The sequence below is a fragment of the Oligella sp. HMSC09E12 genome, assembly GCF_001808505.1.
GTDB classification, from domain to species: Bacteria; Pseudomonadota; Gammaproteobacteria; order Burkholderiales; family Burkholderiaceae_B; genus Oligella; species Oligella urethralis.
The window spans coordinates 16688-35082 of sequence record NZ_KV793533.1; the positions used below are offsets into that span (position 1 = coordinate 16688).

Here is an 18395-nt window from a genome sequence, read left to right on the forward strand (position 1 = left end):
CTTTATAGTACAAACGAAAGCGCAATGAAGCCAATGTTAAATATTACTCAACTCGATAACAAAAAACTATCGTGGATCAAAAAACAACAGCCTTAGACTATCGTCAGGCTATGATTTTTCTCACTCATTAGGCGCCACGTACTTGAGCAATGAGCTCATCCAGGCACACTAAACAGAAATCCAAATCCTCTTTACTGATATTTAAGGCCGGCATAAAACGCAATAGATTCGGCCGTGGTGCGTTTAACAACAAGCCCTCAGGCGAACGGTTACGGGCCTGTTCAACAATCGCAGGGGCGTACTCACCATCCAAGACCAACGCTCGCAATAGGCCCTCACCGCGCTCCCCCTTAAAGCCCCACTTATCAGAAAGCTTAAGCAGTCCTTCAGACAACTGCTGCGCACGCTCACGCACACCATCCATAAAGCCATCCGCCATCAAGGTATCAAAGACCGCCACACCCACGGCGGTCATCAACGGATTACCATTGTATGTACCGCCCTGATCACCATGCTCAAACACAGAAACGGAGGCTTTGGCCAATAAGGCGGATAACGGCACCCCGCCCCCAATGCCTTTACCCAAGGTCATGATATCCGGTTCTATCTCGGCTAGCTGATAGGCAAATAGACTGCCACATCGACCCATCCCGGTTTGTACCTCATCGACAATCAGTAAAATACCGCTTTCCTCGGTCAGCTGACGCAATTGCTGCATAAACTCGCGACTTGCGGGAATCACCCCACCCTCACCCTGCACTGGCTCCAGCATCACGGCAACGGTTTGCTCATCAATCAAGGCCTTAACGGAATCAATATCGTTATACTTCGCCTTAGGGAAACCATCCACCTGTGGCGCAAAGAGCTTATCCCAACCAGCCTTACCAGATAAGGACATGGTGGCCAAGGTACGGCCGTGAAAGGCATGCTCAAAGCTGATGATTTTATAAGCGCCCTGACGATGCTTTTGCCCCCACTTACGCGCCAATTTAATGGCGCCTTCATTGGCCTCGGCACCGCTATTAGCAAAAAACACCTGATCAAAACAAGACGCGCTGCATAAGCGTTTGGCTAAATCAATCATTGGCTGATTATAAAAAGCCGGTGAGGGATTGATTAATAAATGACTTTGGGTAGTTAAGGCCTCAATAATCGGCTGTGGATTATGGCCTAAGCAGTTTACCGCCCACCCCTGCAACATATCTAAATAACGTTTGCCATGTTGATCCTCTAACCAAGAGCCCTCGCCCTTTTTAAAAATCAAATCTGGACGGGTGGTAATGTCCATTAAATAATTGGTGTCGGCTAAACTCATAAAACCCTAATCCTTAATAAAAATAATCGTATGAATTCCTGTGAATAGTTTATTATGCCCTTAATACTGCGCAAAATTGTGGTTTTTTAGCCCTTCTGCCAAGACAAACGCAGAAAAACGCCTAGAATATTTCTTATTCCATTAAGATCCGTAGGGATAAGGTATTAACCGTCTGATTTCATTGTAAAATCATCGCTTAGATAGCGCTTCATGCTTATTTTTCAACGAGAAGGTTTATCATGTATGACGTCTTAGTTTATGTATATGAAAACTACTATACGCCCGCTTCCTGTCCTCAACCAGAGGATTTGTTCAGGGACTTGGCTGCTGCCGGCTTTGAGCATGAAGATATTCATGATGCCATGAGTTGGTTGCACCGTTTAGCGGTTATTACCGAAAGCCTAAAAGAGGAAACGCAGATTGCCTTTAGCGATAAGGCCACACGCGTCTATGGCTCCTATGAGTTGTATAAACTCGGCATTGAGGGCATCCATTTCCTCTCTTCCTTAGAGAGTTCTGGTGCCTTGACACCCTCCATGCGTGAAGCGATTCTTAACTGTGCCTTAGATGCGCCCCAAAGCACACTTGATTTATCAGAGTTTAAGATTCTCGCCCTGATGGTGATGTGGAGTCAGGAGCTAGAGGTGCACCATGCACTACTAGAGGAGTTCTTGGTGCGTCAACATGAGGATAAATTAAGCCATTAATTTACCATCTTAGCTTTCTTGGCTTTGCGCCCCTCTCTCAACCTATCTGCCTCGCTACTGATTAACAGCTAGCGAGGCTTTTATTTATGGCAATTTATCTGTGCCTAGCATAAGCCGTCGCAAAGATGATGCCGTCGTGTTTATACGCTTAAACTAAGGGCGCGGCCTGATCACCCGCCGATCCATATCCAATAAGTTTTTGAGCATCACACGACCGTTATTGGCAGCCACTTCGGCAAATCTTGCCGCCGCAAAATCGCTCGCTCTAGACTCATGGAAAAAGTACTCTGTACTAAACGCCGGCTCAGTACCACTATCGATGCGATAAGGCCGTTTACGTATAAAGGGTAAATACACCCTATCCTCTGTTTTTGGCAAATCCTTGAGTTCAGACGGTGCATAGAAGGCGATTAAACGCTCAGCCACACCGTCAATTAACTCAAACTCAGCTAAAATACGCACACTTTTAATCTCTTGTAATGGTGCTAATAAGCGCTCAGATAGCTGCGTGTTGGCAGTCGCTTGATACTCATTTTTGTGCAATGCCTTCAATGCTGCATCTACGATTCCCGTCACCTCATAGTTTAAACGCATATAATCGCCTTGCATCAACGAACGTGGGTCCAAGGGCACCAATCGGAGTAAGACATGGCGTCCCCGCTCTGTCACCGCCTCATAATTCATCACCTGCCATTGGCAGAGCGCTATGGGGCATAGTATGGCCACAGCTAATAAGCCATAAAAGCGTCGACGAGTAAACAGCGCAGCCTCAACAGGTGTAGCCTCAGCGCTACTTGCCAAGACCTCAGGTTCACGACCCCCTACCTCATCACCAAGGCTAAGCCAGCGAGCCGATAAAACGGTCGGCAATAAGAATAAGGCACCACTTAATAACAACAAATAAGCCTTATGCTCCAAGGGCATCAGCAAAGAAAAATAAAAGCCAGCTAAGGCGATAAGCGCAAGTACCAACGCTAAGCAATAGAGCGCCACACTTCTTTTGTAATAGGCCAGCACAATAAAGGCGAGCGGTGCCACCACATCCAAGCGCCCAAACCATAACCATGCCACTAACAGACCGGTCAATACGGTCATCGCTTTAGCCCTTGGACTGTCATTTTTTAATAACTGCCATAAGGCCCATAAGGGCGTCAAGGACACCAACATGGCAAGCGACCAATACAGTAGACTGGCAAAGACAAGCTGTGCGCCTGGCAAGCCCTCAGTGGACCAATACAAGCGTAAAGGATAAAGAAATGCCAGGAGGATATTTTTGAAATCAATTAACAGGTCCTGACCTTGATACGAAATAAAATAAAAATAGTAGTTACTTAACACGACGATAATGCCCCACAAGGCAAAGGCCGTGATCAATGGCAAGCGCAACTCGGACGAGGACTTAAAAGAAAAATAAATCAGCCCAATAAAACAAATCACTAAGAGGTAGGGCTCATTCGCAAAAGACAAAAAGGGAAGAAAACGCAGCCCACCAAAAAAGACAAAAAAGCCCAAGCTACTAATAAAACGAAGCACCGCCTCAGTACGTCGACGATAAATTAGTACGCTAATCACTAGCCCCACAACCGTCAGAAGCTGTACGAACAAGGGGCGAGCAACTGAATCCCGTATAAAAAATTCGTGATTATTGACAAAGGCAACGAAGCATGCAATCTGATAAAGCACCAAGGCAAAAAATTGTTGATGCCGTTTGTTGCTGATGCGATATAGCATGGCATAGGCGCCACCTAAAGCGAGTAACGCCACAATGTCTGCCTGCGGCGACATGGTCATTTTAACTGGCAAGCCCGTGAACAACAGGATCAGATAAATAAAGGCAGCCACTAAAAAGCTGCTGATGGCTAAAAACACCGTAAAGGCAAGAGGTAAATCACCACCTAAAGCTCGGCGCCGACTAGCGCCCTTTTTAGTGATAATTCTCTGTTGCCATAAAGCAATTGCCGCCACTGCAGCCATAATCCAAATCGCCACGAGCATGTACAAAACACTGACAATATCCGCATCGAAGACATCGTCAAACACGGTTCGTTCAAGCACAACAGCACTAAAGGCACACGCCGCCACCGCCAGGGCCAGTACATTTAGCCGTAACAGCGAAAATCTCAGCTTGTTGTAGATTAAAAGTAAGACCGCCGCTATCAATAAATATAAACCGGTCACGCCGGCAAACTCAGCGGCTCTAGCCATGGCAAAAATCACAATAGCGCAGATCAATAAGCTCATACTGAGGACAGCCCAAAGCGGCTCCTGCTGACTGCGCTTTTCCTCTAAATAGACAAATACCGCGGCATTTAAAAAAGCCAATACATAGGCACTAAGCTCAAACGGTACGCCGAACTGATTATGATATAAAAATAAAAAAGCGGCAGTATTGGCCACGACGGCGGCCAAGGCAGCAATAAAAATGCCGGGTGCAAAGGCCAACCAAGGTAGGATTAATAAAAACCACAAACCAAAGGTCTGCCAAGTATCGGCACCGGTCTGATAAATCTGCCCCACCAAGGCAATCAGCGCCCCGGAAACTACCGCCCCCAGAAAAGCCAAGCCCTGGTAAAGCCACTGCATACCGGCCGCAGCAACTAATTGCTCCGCCCCAAAGCGCAAGCGCAACAACAATAACACGGCCCCTATCAACAGCAGAACCGCTTGTACCGTGACAAGTTTAACCGTCGGGCTGATACTCTCCCAATTGACCGCAACCCAAGTAACAGCACCGCTCGCTAATAAAACTAAGGATAAACTCATGCACAGCAGTGCTAAAAACTGCTTTGAGCTAAGACGAAAAAAACTCACCATGAACTATCAACCCCATCAAACGCAACAATCTAATTTATTGTACAGAGCTCAAAACCTCCGTTTGAACTAAAGTAGGACAAATTTGTCCACCTATCTAGCAACAGCTAAAGCCGACTTGCATCGAGCTGGACTAAAACAGATTGACACCCTAGTGTCACCACTTTTTATATCGCAGCGGCAGGCTTTTACTTTAATTTAATAGCAAAGTACTTGCCAAAGCCTTAATTAAATGTAAAACTGCACTCAATTATCTATTTACAATTTTTACTATTAAATATAGGTCGTTTAAAATCAGTTCTATGTCAAAAACACTTATTATCGCGGAAAAACCTTCTGTCGCTCTGGATATTTCTCGTGCTTTAGGCGGCTTTTCACGTCATGGCGACTATTTTGAAAGTGATGATTACGTGCTGTCTTCCAGTGTAGGTCATCTCTTAACCTTAATTAATCCTGACGATGTGGTGCGCGGTAAGTGGTCTTTTAATAATCTACCAGCCATTCCTAAAAAGCATTTCGAATTAAAGCCCATTGATAAGCGCAGTGAGACGCGCTTAAAGATGTTGCTTAAACTGATTAAACGCAAGGACGTGGATCGTATTATTAACGCCTGTGATGCGGGACGTGAAGGTGAATTGATTTTCCGCTATATCATGCAGTTTGCTAAAAGCGACAAGCCGGTGCAGCGCTTATGGTTGCAATCCATGACAAAGCAAGCCATTATCGATGCCTTTGATAATATGCGCGATGATGAGAGTATGAAAGGCTTAGAGGCAGCCGCACGCTCGCGCGCCGAGGCGGACTGGTTGATCGGTATTAATGGTACCCGTGCCATGACCGCGTTTAATAGTAAAGACGGCGGTTTTTTTAAGACCCCCATCGGCCGTGTACAAACACCGACCTTAGCCATTGTCTTTGAACGTGAAGAAAGTATTCGTCAATTCCAAAGTCGGGATTATTGGGAGGTGTACGGCCATTTTGATGCGGCCGAGGGTACCTATCGTGGGCGCTGGTTTGATCCTGAGTTTAAAAAGGATCCTGCGGACCCCGAAAAAAGAGAGTATCGTCTTTGGTCTGCGGCAGCAGCTCAAACCATTGTCACCGCCTGTCAGGGCAAGCCGGGTATTGTTTCTGAAGAGTCCAAACCCTCCAGACAGCTATCCCCTGCCTTATTCGACCTCACATCTTTACAACGTGAGGCCAACGCTAAGTTCGGCTTTACTGCCAAAACCACCCTGGCGCTAGCGCAGACGCTGTATGAGCGTCATAAGGTACTAACCTATCCGCGTACCGATTCTCGCTATTTACCCCAGGATTATCTGCAAAACGCCAAAGACACCATCCGTCTTATCAGCCAAAGCAGCGCTAATGCCAATCAGGGCCATCAAGCACATGCTGCAAAAATCCTCGCTGAACAATGGATTAAAAGCAATAAACGCATTTTCGACAACACAAAGGTGAGCGATCACTTCGCCATTATTCCGACCCTACAAATGCCTAAGGAATTAAGCGAAGCAGAATTTAAAATTTACGATTTAGTGGTTAAACGCTTTATGGCGGTCTTTTTCCCCGCAGCAGAGTATCGTGTTACCACACGTATCACCAAGGTGGGGGCGCATCACTTTAAGACCGAGGGTAAGGTCTTGGTTAAACCCGGTTGGTTGGAGATTTACGGCCGTGAGGCTCAAGGACAAGAGGATAATCTGGTACCGGTTACCGAAGGAGAAACGGTTCATACCGCTGAGGTGAAACCTGAGGCTTTAGCCACCAAACCGCCGGCACGGTATACAGAAGCGACGCTTTTGAGTGCGATGGAGGGTGCTGGTCGCTTAGTGGATGATGATGAATTACGTGAGGCCATGTCAGAGCGTGGCTTAGGCACGCCAGCCACTCGCGCAGCCATTATCGAAGGTCTATTAAACGAGCAGTATTTACGCCGTGAAGGTCGTGAATTGGTGCCAACGGCTAAAGCTCGCCAACTCATGACCTTATTATCAGGCTTAAATGTCAAAGAGCTCACCTCACCTGAGCTCACCGGTGAGTGGGAATATAAGCTCAAACAAATCGAAGCCAAGCAACTGGAGCCGCAAGCCTTTATGCAGGATATTGTGCGCAGCACAGAAACCATGGTGAGCCGCGCCAAAGAGTACGAGCACGACACTATCCCTGGCGATTACGTCACGCTTCACACACCTTGCCCAGTGTGTGGCCATGTGGTCAAGGAGAATTATCGACGTTACGCGTGCACGCATTGTGATTTTTCTATTACCAAGCATCCCGGCGGTCGCACCTTTGAGCCCGATGAGGTTGAAACACTGCTGTCAGAGCATGTGTTAGGACCTTTGAGCGGCTTTATCAGCAAAATGGGACGACCTTTCAGTGCCATTATCCGCTTAACAGGGGATGAGAAAAAACTGGAGTTCGACTTCGGTCAAGACAAGGACGACGATACAGAGGAGCTTGATACGAGCAATTTAGTTGCCGTAGGAGATTGTCCTAAATGCCATGCTAAAGTCTTTGATACGGGCATGGCTTATCTCTGTGAAAAGGCTAGCGGCAAGGAAAAAAGCTGTGATTTCCGCTCTGGCAAAGTGATTCTGCAGCAGGAAATTTCGCATGAACAGATGCATAAACTACTGAGCAATAAAAAGACGGATTTGCTGGAAAACTTTGTCTCCAATCGCAATAATCGCAAGTTTAAGGCCTATCTAGTATTAGATGCCGCAGGCAAGGTCGGCTTTGAGTTTGAACAAAAAACGGCAGCTAAAAAAGCCGGTAAGAAAACGGCCGCAAAAAAAACCGCAGCGAAGAAGAGCACCGCCAAAAAGGCTGCCGCTAAGAAAACCGCATCAAGTTAAAAATTACGCTAACGATGAAAGAATTAATTCACAAATACAATATCCCGGGGCCACGTTACACCAGTTACCCGACCGTTCCCTATTGGGACAATAGTAGCTTTAGTGCCGCGGCCTATTTAGAGACTTTAAAACGCAGTTTCAAGGAGTCCAATGCCAAACAAGGCATTAGCCTGTATATTCACCTGCCTTTTTGTGAGAGTCTCTGTACCTTCTGTGCCTGTCATAAACGCATTACCAAAAAGCATTCCGTTGAAGCCCCCTATATTGATGCCGTCATTAAAGAGTGGGATCTTTATCTGGAGCTACTGCAAGACAAGCCGCTAATTAGTGAAATTCACTTAGGGGGCGGCACCCCAACCTTCTTTGCAATGGCAGAGTTAGAGCGCCTATTACAGCATATTTTTAGTACCTCTGATATTGCCGAAGAGCACACCTTTAGCTTTGAGGGGCATCCAAATAATACCCGCTTAGAGCATCTTGAAGGTTTATATAAGCTCGGTTTCCGTCGTTGCAGCTTTGGCGTGCAGGACTATGCCGAAAAGGTCCAAATTGCGATTAATCGTGTGCAACCCTTTGAAAATGTGTTAAACGTCACCAATGCGGCACGTCGAATCGGCTATAACAGCATCAGCCATGATTTAGTCTTCGGCCTACCTTTTCAAAACTGGGCGGGTATGGAGCGCACCATTCGCCGCACCTTAGAACTTAAGCCCGACCGTTTGGCCTTTTACTCCTATGCGCATGTCCCTTGGATTAAAGGCGTAGGTCAACGTGGCTTTGATGAAAATGATCTCCCATCGGGCGAGGAAAAGCGCGCCCTCTATGAAAATGGCAAAGCGCTACTGGAGGAATTGGGTTACGTAGAAGTAGGCATGGATCACTTCTCCCTACCCACTGACACCCTGTATCAATCCATGGTGAACAAAACCATTCACCGCAATTTTATGGGCTACAGTTCTTCCTCTACCCAAGTAATGATTGGTCTCGGCATGTCTAGCATCAGTGACACCTGGTACGGCTTTGCACAAAATGAAAAGGATCTAGAGGCCTACTATGAGAGTTTGGCGCAAAATGAAATTCCGCTGATGCGCGGCCATATTCTGAATCAAGAGGATTTGATTATTCGGCGCCATATTCTAAACCTGATGTGCTTATTAGAAACTTCTTGGGAAAAACCGGAAGAGCAATTTAAGGAGTTACCTGACACCCTTGAGCGTCTCCAAGAAATGGCGCAAGATGGCTTATTAGAAATTAGTGATACGGGACTTAAAATCACTGAAAAAGGTCGTACCTTCGCCCGTAATATCTGCATGAGTTTCGATCTCCGAATGTTAAGAGATAAGCCGGAAACCCGCATTTTCTCAATGACCGTTTAGTCGAGTTGCGTCATGAGTTTAATCCCGGAAATTAAGCCGCAACAATCCCTTGAGCTACTAAAAGCTCTGCACATCTTAACCCGCGACGGCAAAATCAATCAAGATAGCCGTCGCAAGCTCAAACAGGTGTACCATCTCTATCACTTTATCGAACCTTTGATGCTCAAAGTGTTAGAAGAGCAAAAGCAATTGGTCTTAGTGGATCACGGCGCCGGTAAATCGTATTTGGGTTTTATTCTTTATGATCTGCTGCTAAAAAATCATCCGGAAGCGCATGTGTATGGGATTGAATTCAGAGAGCAGTTGGTAAAAAGCTCTGAGGAATTAGCGAACAAGCTCGGCTTTTCGGATGGCATGAGTTTTAAAGCGATGCGTGTTGAAGAGGCCATGCACTCTACCGACATTCCCGCTAAGGTAGATATAACAACGGCATTGCACGCCTGTGATACCGCTACGGATGATGCGATTCGCTTTGCCCTAGAACGCCAATCCAAATACATCGTCCTATTCCCATGCTGCCAAGCAGAGCTTGCGGCGCATCTACGCCAACACAAAAACAAGGCTATCAAGCACAACAGCCTTGCTGAAATTTGGCGCCATCCCATTCATACTCGGGAGTTTGGCAGCCACCTCACAAATGTACTTCGCTGTCTCCAATTAGAGGCGCGCGGCTATCAGGTCACCGTCACTGAATTAGTGGGTTGGGAACATTCCATGAAAAACGAGTTGATTGTGGCACGCAAAGTAGCCAAGTACAAAAACAGCGCACGTGACCGTCAATTGGAAATTCTCAAGGAATTCGGTTTAGAAGAAATGCGCGAGCGCTTTGCGTATTAAACCGCTCATTCACGCTGTCACAAATTTCTGTTACGATAAAAAATCGCCTTTGTTAAAATAACCATCTGAACTTCGTTTAAAAGGATACACATCTATGTCAGCTATTGAACGCAAACACAGCGGTCCCCTAATGTCTAAAATTGTTATTCATAATGGCACGGTTTATTTATCCGGCATTGTTCCCACGCCCGAAGCTGAGGGCAAGGACATTGCCACTCAAACCCATAGTGTACTGGACCAAATTGATGCCCTCCTTCAGGAAGCCGGTACGGATAAAAGCCGTCTTATCAGCGCACAAATCTGGTTAAGTGATATTGATCATGACTTTAGCACCATGAACAGTATCTGGGGCGAATGGTTAGACCCTAATGGCATTCCTACCCGTGCTACCGTCGAAGCTAAGCTAGCACGCCCCACGGTCAATGTTGAGATTCAAGTGACCGCTGCCTTATAGTGATTTAAAACACACTCACGACGCCCATATCGATAGCCACGATATGGGCGTTATGATTTGCTCTTCGCTATCACGGCTCACAGAAACTGTCCATCCTCACGATCGACAAAAATAATCTTATCCTTTTGATGCTTCAGATAAAGTATTGGACGATGTGCTGACATAGCATCAAGCCTTCGCTTTTGAAAAGCAGAAACGGACTCCGTAAAGTGCAAGCTATTCATTTGACCTGCACTATCTTTATACCTAACATCAATACGATATACAGGATCATCACCACTATAATGTGTTTTTTTCCAAGTAATGGATTCAGTTGTACTTTTAAGTCCAGAGAGCTTAATGACATCAACTGAAACACCATTAGGCCCTGTTTCAACAGAGTCATGGCTATGAAACATCCATAAAATGACGATATTAGCTTTTGGTACCCAATGCCAAACAGTGACTGTATTAAACAAGGTAAATACATCATTACTTAGGTGTTGCGTGCTTTGAGCCACATAAAGCAATGGCAAGGTCATCTGTAGCAAGGTGATAATCATCAAACATAGACCTAACTTAATATGCCTACGAGTAACCCGACCATGCTCATTCGCGAGTGCAAAAACAGGTGTCATTGCCTTTGGATTGAGCCACACTGGCAGATAGGCATGGGCATCACCCGCATAATCAATTGCTAAATCTTGGTTTTGCGTTTCAATGATTTGCTGAAGGCTAGAAGACGATACATCATCCAGCGGCATGGAGAAAACATGTGTGACGAGCGTGCCGGATACATTAGTGAACTGTACCTTAAGCTGACGTTCTGCGTATTCCTTAGGAAACGGATCCTCATCATCTAATGCCTTTTCTTGCGAAGACAACGATGGCAAAGCTGAAAAAACAGAGTGAGAATCACCAATTATCTCTGCGCTAACTACCTTGCCCTCCTTTTTAAGTTGAATAATGGCATAATCCGGAAGGAAATAATACTTAATTATCATCAAAAAAGCGAGCAACCAAACCGCTAAACCAATGTAGAAACCGATATGGCTAGTCCGTTCCAAATGTTCAGCAATGGAGCTGCGAGTAAATAAAAGCGGTATAGCACACAAAATGTAGATGAGCAGAAAATCGACTCGTGGTCTGCGTTTCATATATACTTTATTTTCTTCGGACATAGGTATTATCCAGCGCTCAGTAACTCATGTCTGTACATCGATAAACTACAAAAATTTTCCATGATGTTGATCTAAGAAATAAATTTTCTCAGGATTATTTTCTAAATAAAAAATCGGCCGTTGCTGCGGCATCCTCGCTAACTCTTTTTCTTTAGAATCGCTAACCGTCGATTTAAAACTAAGCTCGTGCAAATGAGCTGCGCTGTTTTCATAAGAAACATCAACACGATAGTAAGTCACATCATCACCATAACTGGTAGCTTTCCAAGTGATTGATTCAGTCACTCCTTTCACCCCTGCTAGTTTCATCACATCAGCCGCGACACCATTTGGGGCTTTATCGACTGCGCCATGACTATGAAACATCCATAAAATGACAATATTGCATATTGGCGCCCAATGCCAAACGGTTGGTGTATTAAACAAGGTCAATACATCATCACTAAGGTGTTGCGTCGTTTGGGCAACATACAATAAAGGGATACTCATCTGTAACAAAGTGATGATAAGCAAACATAAACCCAACATGACATGTTTGCTAGTGACCCTACCGGATTCATTAGCCAGCACAAAAGCCGGTGACTTAACTTTAGGATTTAACCAGACCGGCATTATCGCTCGGTCCACACCACGCTCGATTTGTAAATCTTGATTTTGTTCTTCAATCACTTGCGCTAGATTTGAGAAAGATGAGTAGTTTACCGACATTGAAAAAGTATGCGTCACTAGGGTTCCGGAGAGATTTTTGAACTGAACATGCAAATAGCGATACGGCTTGTTTGTGCGGACGTGAGCCTCACTATATGTCTGTCCAGTCTCCATAGCCGTTGGTGCTAAACCTGAAAAAGCATGATGGCTATCGCCAATTATCTCTGCTGTCATAACCTTACCATGCTTCTTTAGTTGAATAACAGAGAGGTCCGGCAGAAAGTAATACCAAAGAATCATCGCCAAAGCAACGCACCAAACCGCAAGACCAAGATAAAAGCCGATATGACTCGTCTGCTCGATATGCTCTACGACATTGCCTCGGATAAAAAAAGTGGAATCGCGCAGAGAGCATAAACAAACAAAAAGTACGTTTGAAACGTGCGCTCCGAAAAGCCACTTAGCTTTGACAGCATGTATTAATCACGTCCTTTAACTTCTATGGTGCCAACAACAAAAACTCAGGGTGACGCTAGGGAATCCTTACGACTTAGAAAGCCCTGAGTTCTGGCTCGTATGCTATACAACAAAAACTCAGGGCTACAACTACATTAAAGTGCTAACTTACAGACTTTTTACCACGCAATCCTCAGCTAGCTGACCATCATAGACGACACGTTCGCCCCTAAAACTATCCAAATAGTTTTTAAAGGCTTGATGTACAGGATGGGGTTGATAGTTATCTAAACTTTCCATATCAGCAAAAATACTAGAAAGCGCATAATTAAAACCACGGGATCGGTCAGAGAAATTCTTTTTCAAATCAAACAGAATCACGCCTTCACAATGCTGCCTAATCTGCTCACAGTGATAAGCCACGGTTGCATCAAAGTCCGCCGGTAACGTGTCTTCGAATTTAAATAACACCATATGAATAATCATAAAATCCTCTAAAAAATACTGCTGATATCTTAAGCCTGTTGCGTATCCGATTTCGAGCCTGGTTTCCAAGTTTGGAAATAGCGCTCAACAACACCTACTAAGGCATCGAGTAATAAAGCACATATGGTCAAGGTAATGATGCCGGCATACACCGTATTCACATCAAATGAGCCTTCGGCTTGTAAAATCAAATAACCCACACCACTGGCTGAACCCAAATACTCACCCACAACGGCACCAACAAAGGCTAAGCCGACTGACGCATGTAAGCTTGAAAAAACCCAACTGGTCGCGGAAGGCAAATACACATAACGTAATAGCTGCTTGCGATTAGCGCCTAGCATACGGGCATTATCCAACAAGGTCGGACTCACTTCGCGAATGCCTTGGTAGACGTTGAAAAACACGATAAAGAACACCAAGGTAAAAGCCAAGGCCACTTTAGACCAGATACCTAAACCGAACCACATAGCAAAAATCGGTGCTAAAATCACGCGCGGCATCGAGTTCAAAGCAGTTAGGTAGGGCTCAAAAATAAGACTGGCGGTTTTGGATAAACCCATCCACAAGCCCATTAGCATACCGGCAATGGTTCCGATCACAAACGCTAATAAGGTTTCACTTAAGGTAATGCCTAAATGCTTATAAATATTGCCATCGACCACAAACCACTTCCAGAGCACCTGAAAAACGCCCAAAGGCTCACCGAAAAAGAAAGCCAATTGATCGTCTCTGGAAACAAAATGCCATATCAAAAATAAGACGATGAGGATCCCAATCTGCCAAATCCGGTAATTATGCCTGCCAGGTGTGAGTAACTTTTTCATTGATTAAGCCTTTTCTTTTTGTTGTTGATACCCCTTGAGCACCTCTTCACGCAAAACATCCCAAATTGCATTGTGCAATTCCACAAAACGAGGGTGATTGCGCATTTCAGCCACATCACGAGGGCGCTCCAAATCGATCACAAACTCCCCGATGATTCGCGTCGCCGGTCCAGCTGCCAGAATCACAACCCGATCGCTCATGGCGATGGCTTCATCCAAATCATGCGTGATAAATAACACGGCTTTACGTTGCGACATCCAGATATCCAGAACTTCATTTTCCATTTGTTGTCTGGTCTGAATATCCAACGCAGAAAATGGTTCATCCATCAGAATAATATCCGGATTACGAATTAGCGTCTGAGCCAACATCACTCGCTTACGCATGCCGCCTGACATTTGATGCGGGTATTTATCCTTGTGATGCTCTAAACCCACTCGCGCTAGCCACTCTACCGCTTGTTGTTCGGCAGCCTGCTTGCTAATACCAGCAAACTCCAAGCCAGCGGTAACATTTGCCAACGCTGTGCGCCAAGGGAATAAAGACTCGCCCTGAAACATGTAACCAGCACGCTTATTGATACCCTCTAAAGGATTGCCATACACCATCACATCGCCTGTTGTCGGTTTCAATAAGCCAGCGGCAACATTAAGCAAGGTCGATTTTCCACAGCCCGTGGGACCGACGACAGAGACGAACTCACCGTCTTGGACATGTAAGGTCGCATCCCTAACGGCGGTATAAGGCACGCCACCTTTGTCATTGGAGACAAAGGTGCACGTGATATTGTTTAACTCTAAAACTGCTTGAGACATCAACTTATTCCTATCCCTTGATTATGACGATGTCTTTTTAACAAAACGATCATTCCAAACTTTGGATAAATCAATTTTTTCAGCTTTAATCTCTTCGTTATATGCATCAAGCGCATTTAAAGCCGTCTGCGGACCATCGGGGTCGATAATACCATCTGGAGAAAGCGCCTCAAGACTAGCTTCTAAGGCTCGGCGATAAACGTCTGGATTGCCTAAGAGATACTGCTCGGGTACCGTCTTTATAATGTCTTCAAGACTAGCTGCTTGGATCCATTTATCCGCCTTAATAATGGCATTTGCCAAAGCTTGACACGTGTTTGGATTATCTGCAATAAACTTGTGCGAAGCGTATAAGCAGCTCGACGGCATCGGGCCACCAAATATCGCTTGTGAGTCTTCTAATTTTCTGGTATCAACGATAGGATTTAATAGGCCCTCATGCTCCAAAGTAGATATTACTGGATCAACATTACTGATAGCATCAATTTGACCGGAGCGCATTGCATTAACTGCGCCTGTACCAGCACCCACACCAATAATAGATACATCACTGACACTCAAACCGTGTTTGGCTAAAAAGAAGTTAAGTAACATATTGGTTGACGAACCGGGCGCAGTCACACCAATCTTTTTACCCTTAAGATCGGCAGGCTCTTTGTAGTCAGGCATATTTTTAGTTGAGACACCCAAGGTAATCATCGGCGCACGTCCCTGCATCACAAAAGCACTATAGTTTTGACGACGATTCTGCAGGCTGATTGTATGCTCAAAAGCCCCCGAGCAAACATCAGCACTACCGCCCACCACCGCTTGTAACGCTTTAGAACCACCGGCAAAGTCAACAATCTTGACATCCAGACCTTCTTCCTTAAAGAAGCCCTTAAGATCGGCAATCGAAAGTGGTAAATAGTACACTAACGCCTGGCCACCCACCGCGATAGTAAGGGATTTTTTTTCAATACCTTCAACCTGGGCAAAAGCTAAATTTGGACTAATGCTGACTAAACCTGCGGCACCTACAACTTTTAAAATATCACGACGAGTAAAGCTCATAACCCCCTCCAAAATTTTATAGAAATTATGCTAGTTAACTTCAAACTAACAACAATAGTACACCTTTGAAGAACCACTATGTCTGTAATTGACGCTCATTTCAATACGTTATTTTACTGATTCAGCCCGTAAACCAGCACATTAATTCATTAGATTTTTAACAGTTCTCGCGTATACTCAATAAGATAATCCAGGTACACTTGCACTCGCTGAGGAATAAATTGACGACTAGGTAGACCTGCATACATCACTAATTCAGCAGTAACCCAAGGCTCCAGCACACGAACCATCTCACCACTGGCTAGATAGGGTTGTACGATATTACGAGCCATAGAGGCAATCCCTAAACCGTCCACGGTTGCCTTAAGTAAGGTATCTGTATGATTTGCCATCAAAATTGGCGTTATTTCAACTTCAATAACCTTTTTAGCATCATCCGTCTTCCATAGAGTCCAACCCCTGATTGGATCACTATCACGCCGAGTGTAAATACAATCATGGTCTGCTAACTCCTGTGGTGTCTTAGGCATACCACGACGCTCAATATACTTCGTTGAAGCAACTAGAATCGCCTCCGACTGCAAAATTCTACGGGCAACCACAGCAAGGTCCGTCCCTCGCGTCGAACTAAACAGGGTAATATCGTAATCCTCGATGGGTAAAGTTCTTAAACTTCTGACCCTAACATCCAGTGTGATGCCAGGGTATAGCTCCCTAAAGCCGGAGACCGAAGGAGCGATAACGTTACTAGCTAAGGCGGCATCAGAGGATATCCTCAAGACCCCAGAAAGCTGAGCACTATGGCCACTCACTAATTCACTCGCTTGCTCCACATCTTCCAAAATTTTACAGACTCGTTCTAAATACAGTTCTCCAGCCTCTGATAATGCTACTCGTCGGGTAGTTCGATGAAAAAGTCGAACCCCTAACTCGGCCTCCAATTCAGCAATTAAACGCGTCACCACAGGCGGTGACATATCTAAAGCACGACCTGCAGCCGCAAAGCCCTTTTCAACGGCCACTCGTTGGAAAACCTTCATCGCTAATAACTTGTCCATCGCTCATTCTTTTAATTATTTCTTTGCTAGGAATAGTATATATCGATATTAATCATTTATTAACCTTTAAATGCTGTATACAATGATACGTATTAAGATTAACTTAGGTATCGACACAATGCCTCTATAAAAAACTCTGTTTTCGAGTTTTTGCTAGACTCAGACGATTGTTAGCAAATCATTTTATGCTTTGTTTGTTAATGAGCTAGCTTATAGTTATGCAGATAACAATTCACTTAATTATTGGAGAAGTTTTATGAAAAAATTACTTGCTACATCTTTAGTTTCCGCACTTTTTGCCGGTCAAGCTTTTGCAGCAGCGCAAACTTATCAGATTGACCCTGCCCATACCTTCCCTAGCTTTTCATACAGTCACTTAGGCTTATCTACTCAGCAATTACGTTTAGATAACACAAGCGGTACTGTTGTCTATGACAAAGAAGCCAAAACCGCAGAAGTCGATATTAAGCTAGATATGACAGCAATCAGCACGGGATTCAAAGAGTTTGATAAGCATATCCAAGCTGAAGACATCTTTGATACTGCTAAATTCCCGACCGCAAGCTTTAAGTCGACCAAAGTGAATTTTGAAGGTGATGCGCCTAAAACCATTGAGGGCGATTTGACCATTAAAGGCATTACTAAGCCAGTGGTACTCGAAGTCACTCACTTCTTAAATACCACTCACCCGATGTTGGAAAAAGATGCCATCGGTGCAAATGCCACAACCAAGATTTTACGTAGTGACTTTGGTGTCGATCTACATGCACCCGCAGTTAGTGATGAAGTGACTATCACTATTTCATTAGAAGCGGTTGCTGAGTAATTCATCACCATCTTTTTCTCAAATTGCCGCCGTTGGACAAGGAAATAATGCAGTTTCTAGCCATTCGGTGGCGACATAGCTTAATGGCGTATTGAAGCTTGCCGTTTTAAGCGCTTCGTTTCCCAAATCAACTGAGGTCTATGCCAACTTCGCTTGGCAAACAAAAAGCCAACTATTCGTAGCATCAATGCTTTAGATAGTTGGCTTTAAATTTTGTCGTCAGACAAAAACAGTAATTACTGTAGGGCGATCTCTACATCCACACCTGCAGGTAAGTCTAAACGCATTAGTGCGTCAACTGTTTTGTCAGTAGGATCAACAATATCCATCAAACGTTGATGCGTACGAATCTCGAACTGGTCACGTGATTTTTTGTTAACGTGTGGAGAACGTAAAATATCAAACTTTTTGAAGCGAGTAGGTAGAGGTACTGGACCACGTACCACAGCACCAGTGCGCTTAGCTGTTTCAACGATTTCAGCAGCAGACTGATCGATTAATTTATAGTCAAAGGCTTTTAAGCGAATACGAATTCTTTGGCTTTTCATGAAAGTTAATCCTAAAAGAACAATATAAAGAACATAAAAAATTCAGTAGCACCCAACAACTAAAGCAAGTCGAGTGCTACCGTTTACTAATTCACAATCACAATGAATTAGTTAAGTCGCATCAATGAGAATTACTTCTCGATTTTAGCAACAACGCCG

General features: G+C 44.7%; 16 protein-coding genes. 6 read left to right on the forward strand and 10 right to left on the reverse strand.

Annotated features, from left to right (window positions below; translation table 11 throughout):
• Positions 1-127 precede the first annotated feature (127 nt).
• Positions 128-1315 carry an acetylornithine transaminase gene (locus HMPREF3179_RS02115; RefSeq protein WP_070469508.1) on the reverse strand — a complete coding sequence of 396 codons (1188 nt, stop codon included), beginning with the start codon at positions 1313-1315 and terminating at the stop codon, positions 128-130.
• Positions 1316-1554: 239 nt separating this feature from the next.
• Between HMPREF3179_RS02115 and HMPREF3179_RS02120 the strand changes: the two genes are divergently transcribed.
• Positions 1555-2022 (forward strand): Smg family protein, encoded by a 468-nt coding sequence (locus HMPREF3179_RS02120; RefSeq protein ID WP_018026662.1) that lies wholly within the window; start codon positions 1555-1557, stop codon positions 2020-2022.
• Positions 2023-2175: 153 nt separating this feature from the next.
• Here the strand turns inward: HMPREF3179_RS02120 and HMPREF3179_RS02125 are convergent, their stop codons facing one another.
• Positions 2176-4836: a GDYXXLXY domain-containing protein gene (locus HMPREF3179_RS02125; RefSeq protein ID WP_070469510.1), complete on the reverse strand. Its 2661-nt coding sequence runs from the start codon at positions 4834-4836 to the stop codon at positions 2176-2178.
• Positions 4837-5135: 299 nt separating this feature from the next.
• On the opposite strand from HMPREF3179_RS02125, the gene HMPREF3179_RS02130 reads away from it, so the two are divergent.
• The 4 genes from HMPREF3179_RS02130 to HMPREF3179_RS02145 all read left to right on the forward strand — a co-directional run bounded on the left by HMPREF3179_RS02130 (position 5136) and on the right by HMPREF3179_RS02145 (position 10358).
• Complete coding sequence (locus HMPREF3179_RS02130; protein ID WP_036559719.1) at positions 5136-7691, forward strand: DNA topoisomerase III; 2556 nt, start codon at positions 5136-5138, stop codon at positions 7689-7691.
• A 14-nt stretch (positions 7692-7705) separates the two neighbouring features.
• On the forward strand, positions 7706-9067 hold the full coding sequence (gene hemN, locus HMPREF3179_RS02135; RefSeq protein ID WP_070469513.1) for an oxygen-independent coproporphyrinogen III oxidase: 1362 nt from the start codon (positions 7706-7708) through the stop codon (positions 9065-9067).
• Between the two features lie 12 nt (positions 9068-9079).
• A complete protein-coding gene (locus tag HMPREF3179_RS02140) occupies positions 9080-9904 on the forward strand; it encodes a class I SAM-dependent methyltransferase (protein WP_070469515.1) in 825 nt (274 codons plus the stop codon).
• Between the two features lie 94 nt (positions 9905-9998).
• Positions 9999-10358 carry a RidA family protein gene (locus HMPREF3179_RS02145; protein WP_070469517.1) on the forward strand — a complete coding sequence of 120 codons (360 nt, stop codon included), beginning with the start codon at positions 9999-10001 and terminating at the stop codon, positions 10356-10358.
• A gap of 77 nt (positions 10359-10435) precedes the next feature.
• On the opposite strand, the gene HMPREF3179_RS02150 is transcribed toward HMPREF3179_RS02145, so the two are convergent.
• The 7 genes from HMPREF3179_RS02150 to HMPREF3179_RS02180 all read right to left on the reverse strand — a co-directional run bounded on the left by HMPREF3179_RS02150 (position 10436) and on the right by HMPREF3179_RS02180 (position 16862).
• Positions 10436-11518 (reverse strand): hypothetical protein, encoded by a 1083-nt coding sequence (locus tag HMPREF3179_RS02150; protein WP_246824331.1) that lies wholly within the window; start codon positions 11516-11518, stop codon positions 10436-10438.
• 45 nt (positions 11519-11563) lie between these two features.
• Positions 11564-12466: a hypothetical protein gene (locus HMPREF3179_RS02155; RefSeq protein WP_070469518.1), complete on the reverse strand. Its 903-nt coding sequence runs from the start codon at positions 12464-12466 to the stop codon at positions 11564-11566.
• A gap of 324 nt (positions 12467-12790) precedes the next feature.
• Positions 12791-13108: a Dabb family protein gene (locus HMPREF3179_RS02160; protein ID WP_070469521.1), complete on the reverse strand. Its 318-nt coding sequence runs from the start codon at positions 13106-13108 to the stop codon at positions 12791-12793.
• 29 nt (positions 13109-13137) lie between these two features.
• The gene (locus tag HMPREF3179_RS02165) at positions 13138-13935 is read right to left on the reverse strand and encodes an ABC transporter permease (RefSeq protein ID WP_018026655.1); all 798 of its coding nucleotides are present in this window, start codon (positions 13933-13935) and stop codon (positions 13138-13140) included.
• 3 nt (positions 13936-13938) lie between these two features.
• A complete protein-coding gene (locus HMPREF3179_RS02170) occupies positions 13939-14751 on the reverse strand; it encodes an ABC transporter ATP-binding protein (RefSeq protein ID WP_070469523.1) in 813 nt (270 codons plus the stop codon).
• 21 nt (positions 14752-14772) lie between these two features.
• On the reverse strand, positions 14773-15804 hold the full coding sequence (locus tag HMPREF3179_RS02175; protein ID WP_070469525.1) for an ABC transporter substrate-binding protein: 1032 nt from the start codon (positions 15802-15804) through the stop codon (positions 14773-14775).
• A gap of 149 nt (positions 15805-15953) precedes the next feature.
• The gene (locus tag HMPREF3179_RS02180) at positions 15954-16862 is read right to left on the reverse strand and encodes a LysR family transcriptional regulator (protein WP_018026652.1); all 909 of its coding nucleotides are present in this window, start codon (positions 16860-16862) and stop codon (positions 15954-15956) included.
• A 256-nt stretch (positions 16863-17118) separates the two neighbouring features.
• On the opposite strand from HMPREF3179_RS02180, the gene HMPREF3179_RS02185 reads away from it, so the two are divergent.
• On the forward strand, positions 17119-17688 hold the full coding sequence (locus tag HMPREF3179_RS02185; protein WP_048768023.1) for a YceI family protein: 570 nt from the start codon (positions 17119-17121) through the stop codon (positions 17686-17688).
• A 236-nt stretch (positions 17689-17924) separates the two neighbouring features.
• Here the strand turns inward: HMPREF3179_RS02185 and rpsJ are convergent, their stop codons facing one another.
• Positions 17925-18236 carry a 30S ribosomal protein S10 gene (gene rpsJ, locus HMPREF3179_RS02190; protein WP_018026650.1) on the reverse strand — a complete coding sequence of 104 codons (312 nt, stop codon included), beginning with the start codon at positions 18234-18236 and terminating at the stop codon, positions 17925-17927.
• Positions 18237-18395 lie beyond the last annotated feature (159 nt).

Bases quoted from the DNA above. Each gene is read 5' to 3' on its own strand.
- HMPREF3179_RS02115 (WP_070469508.1), bottom strand. From the start codon at position 1,315: ATGAGTTTAGCCGACACCAATTATTTAATGGACATTACCACCCGTCCA.
- HMPREF3179_RS02120 (WP_018026662.1), top strand. From the start codon at position 1,555: ATGTATGACGTCTTAGTTTATGTATATGAAAACTACTATACGCCCGCT.
- HMPREF3179_RS02125 (WP_070469510.1), bottom strand. From the start codon at position 4,836: ATGGTGAGTTTTTTTCGTCTTAGCTCAAAGCAGTTTTTAGCACTGCTG.
- HMPREF3179_RS02130 (WP_036559719.1), top strand. From the start codon at position 5,136: ATGTCAAAAACACTTATTATCGCGGAAAAACCTTCTGTCGCTCTGGAT.
- hemN (WP_070469513.1), top strand. From the start codon at position 7,706: ATGAAAGAATTAATTCACAAATACAATATCCCGGGGCCACGTTACACC.
- HMPREF3179_RS02140 (WP_070469515.1), top strand. From the start codon at position 9,080: ATGAGTTTAATCCCGGAAATTAAGCCGCAACAATCCCTTGAGCTACTA.
- HMPREF3179_RS02145 (WP_070469517.1), top strand. From the start codon at position 9,999: ATGTCAGCTATTGAACGCAAACACAGCGGTCCCCTAATGTCTAAAATT.
- HMPREF3179_RS02150 (WP_246824331.1), bottom strand. From the start codon at position 11,518: ATGTCCGAAGAAAATAAAGTATATATGAAACGCAGACCACGAGTCGAT.
- HMPREF3179_RS02155 (WP_070469518.1), bottom strand. From the start codon at position 12,466: ATGATTCTTTGGTATTACTTTCTGCCGGACCTCTCTGTTATTCAACTA.
- HMPREF3179_RS02160 (WP_070469521.1), bottom strand. From the start codon at position 13,108: ATGATTATTCATATGGTGTTATTTAAATTCGAAGACACGTTACCGGCG.
- HMPREF3179_RS02165 (WP_018026655.1), bottom strand. From the start codon at position 13,935: ATGAAAAAGTTACTCACACCTGGCAGGCATAATTACCGGATTTGGCAG.
- HMPREF3179_RS02170 (WP_070469523.1), bottom strand. From the start codon at position 14,751: ATGTCTCAAGCAGTTTTAGAGTTAAACAATATCACGTGCACCTTTGTC.
- HMPREF3179_RS02175 (WP_070469525.1), bottom strand. From the start codon at position 15,804: ATGAGCTTTACTCGTCGTGATATTTTAAAAGTTGTAGGTGCCGCAGGT.
- HMPREF3179_RS02180 (WP_018026652.1), bottom strand. From the start codon at position 16,862: ATGGACAAGTTATTAGCGATGAAGGTTTTCCAACGAGTGGCCGTTGAA.
- HMPREF3179_RS02185 (WP_048768023.1), top strand. From the start codon at position 17,119: ATGAAAAAATTACTTGCTACATCTTTAGTTTCCGCACTTTTTGCCGGT.
- rpsJ (WP_018026650.1), bottom strand. From the start codon at position 18,236: ATGAAAAGCCAAAGAATTCGTATTCGCTTAAAAGCCTTTGACTATAAA.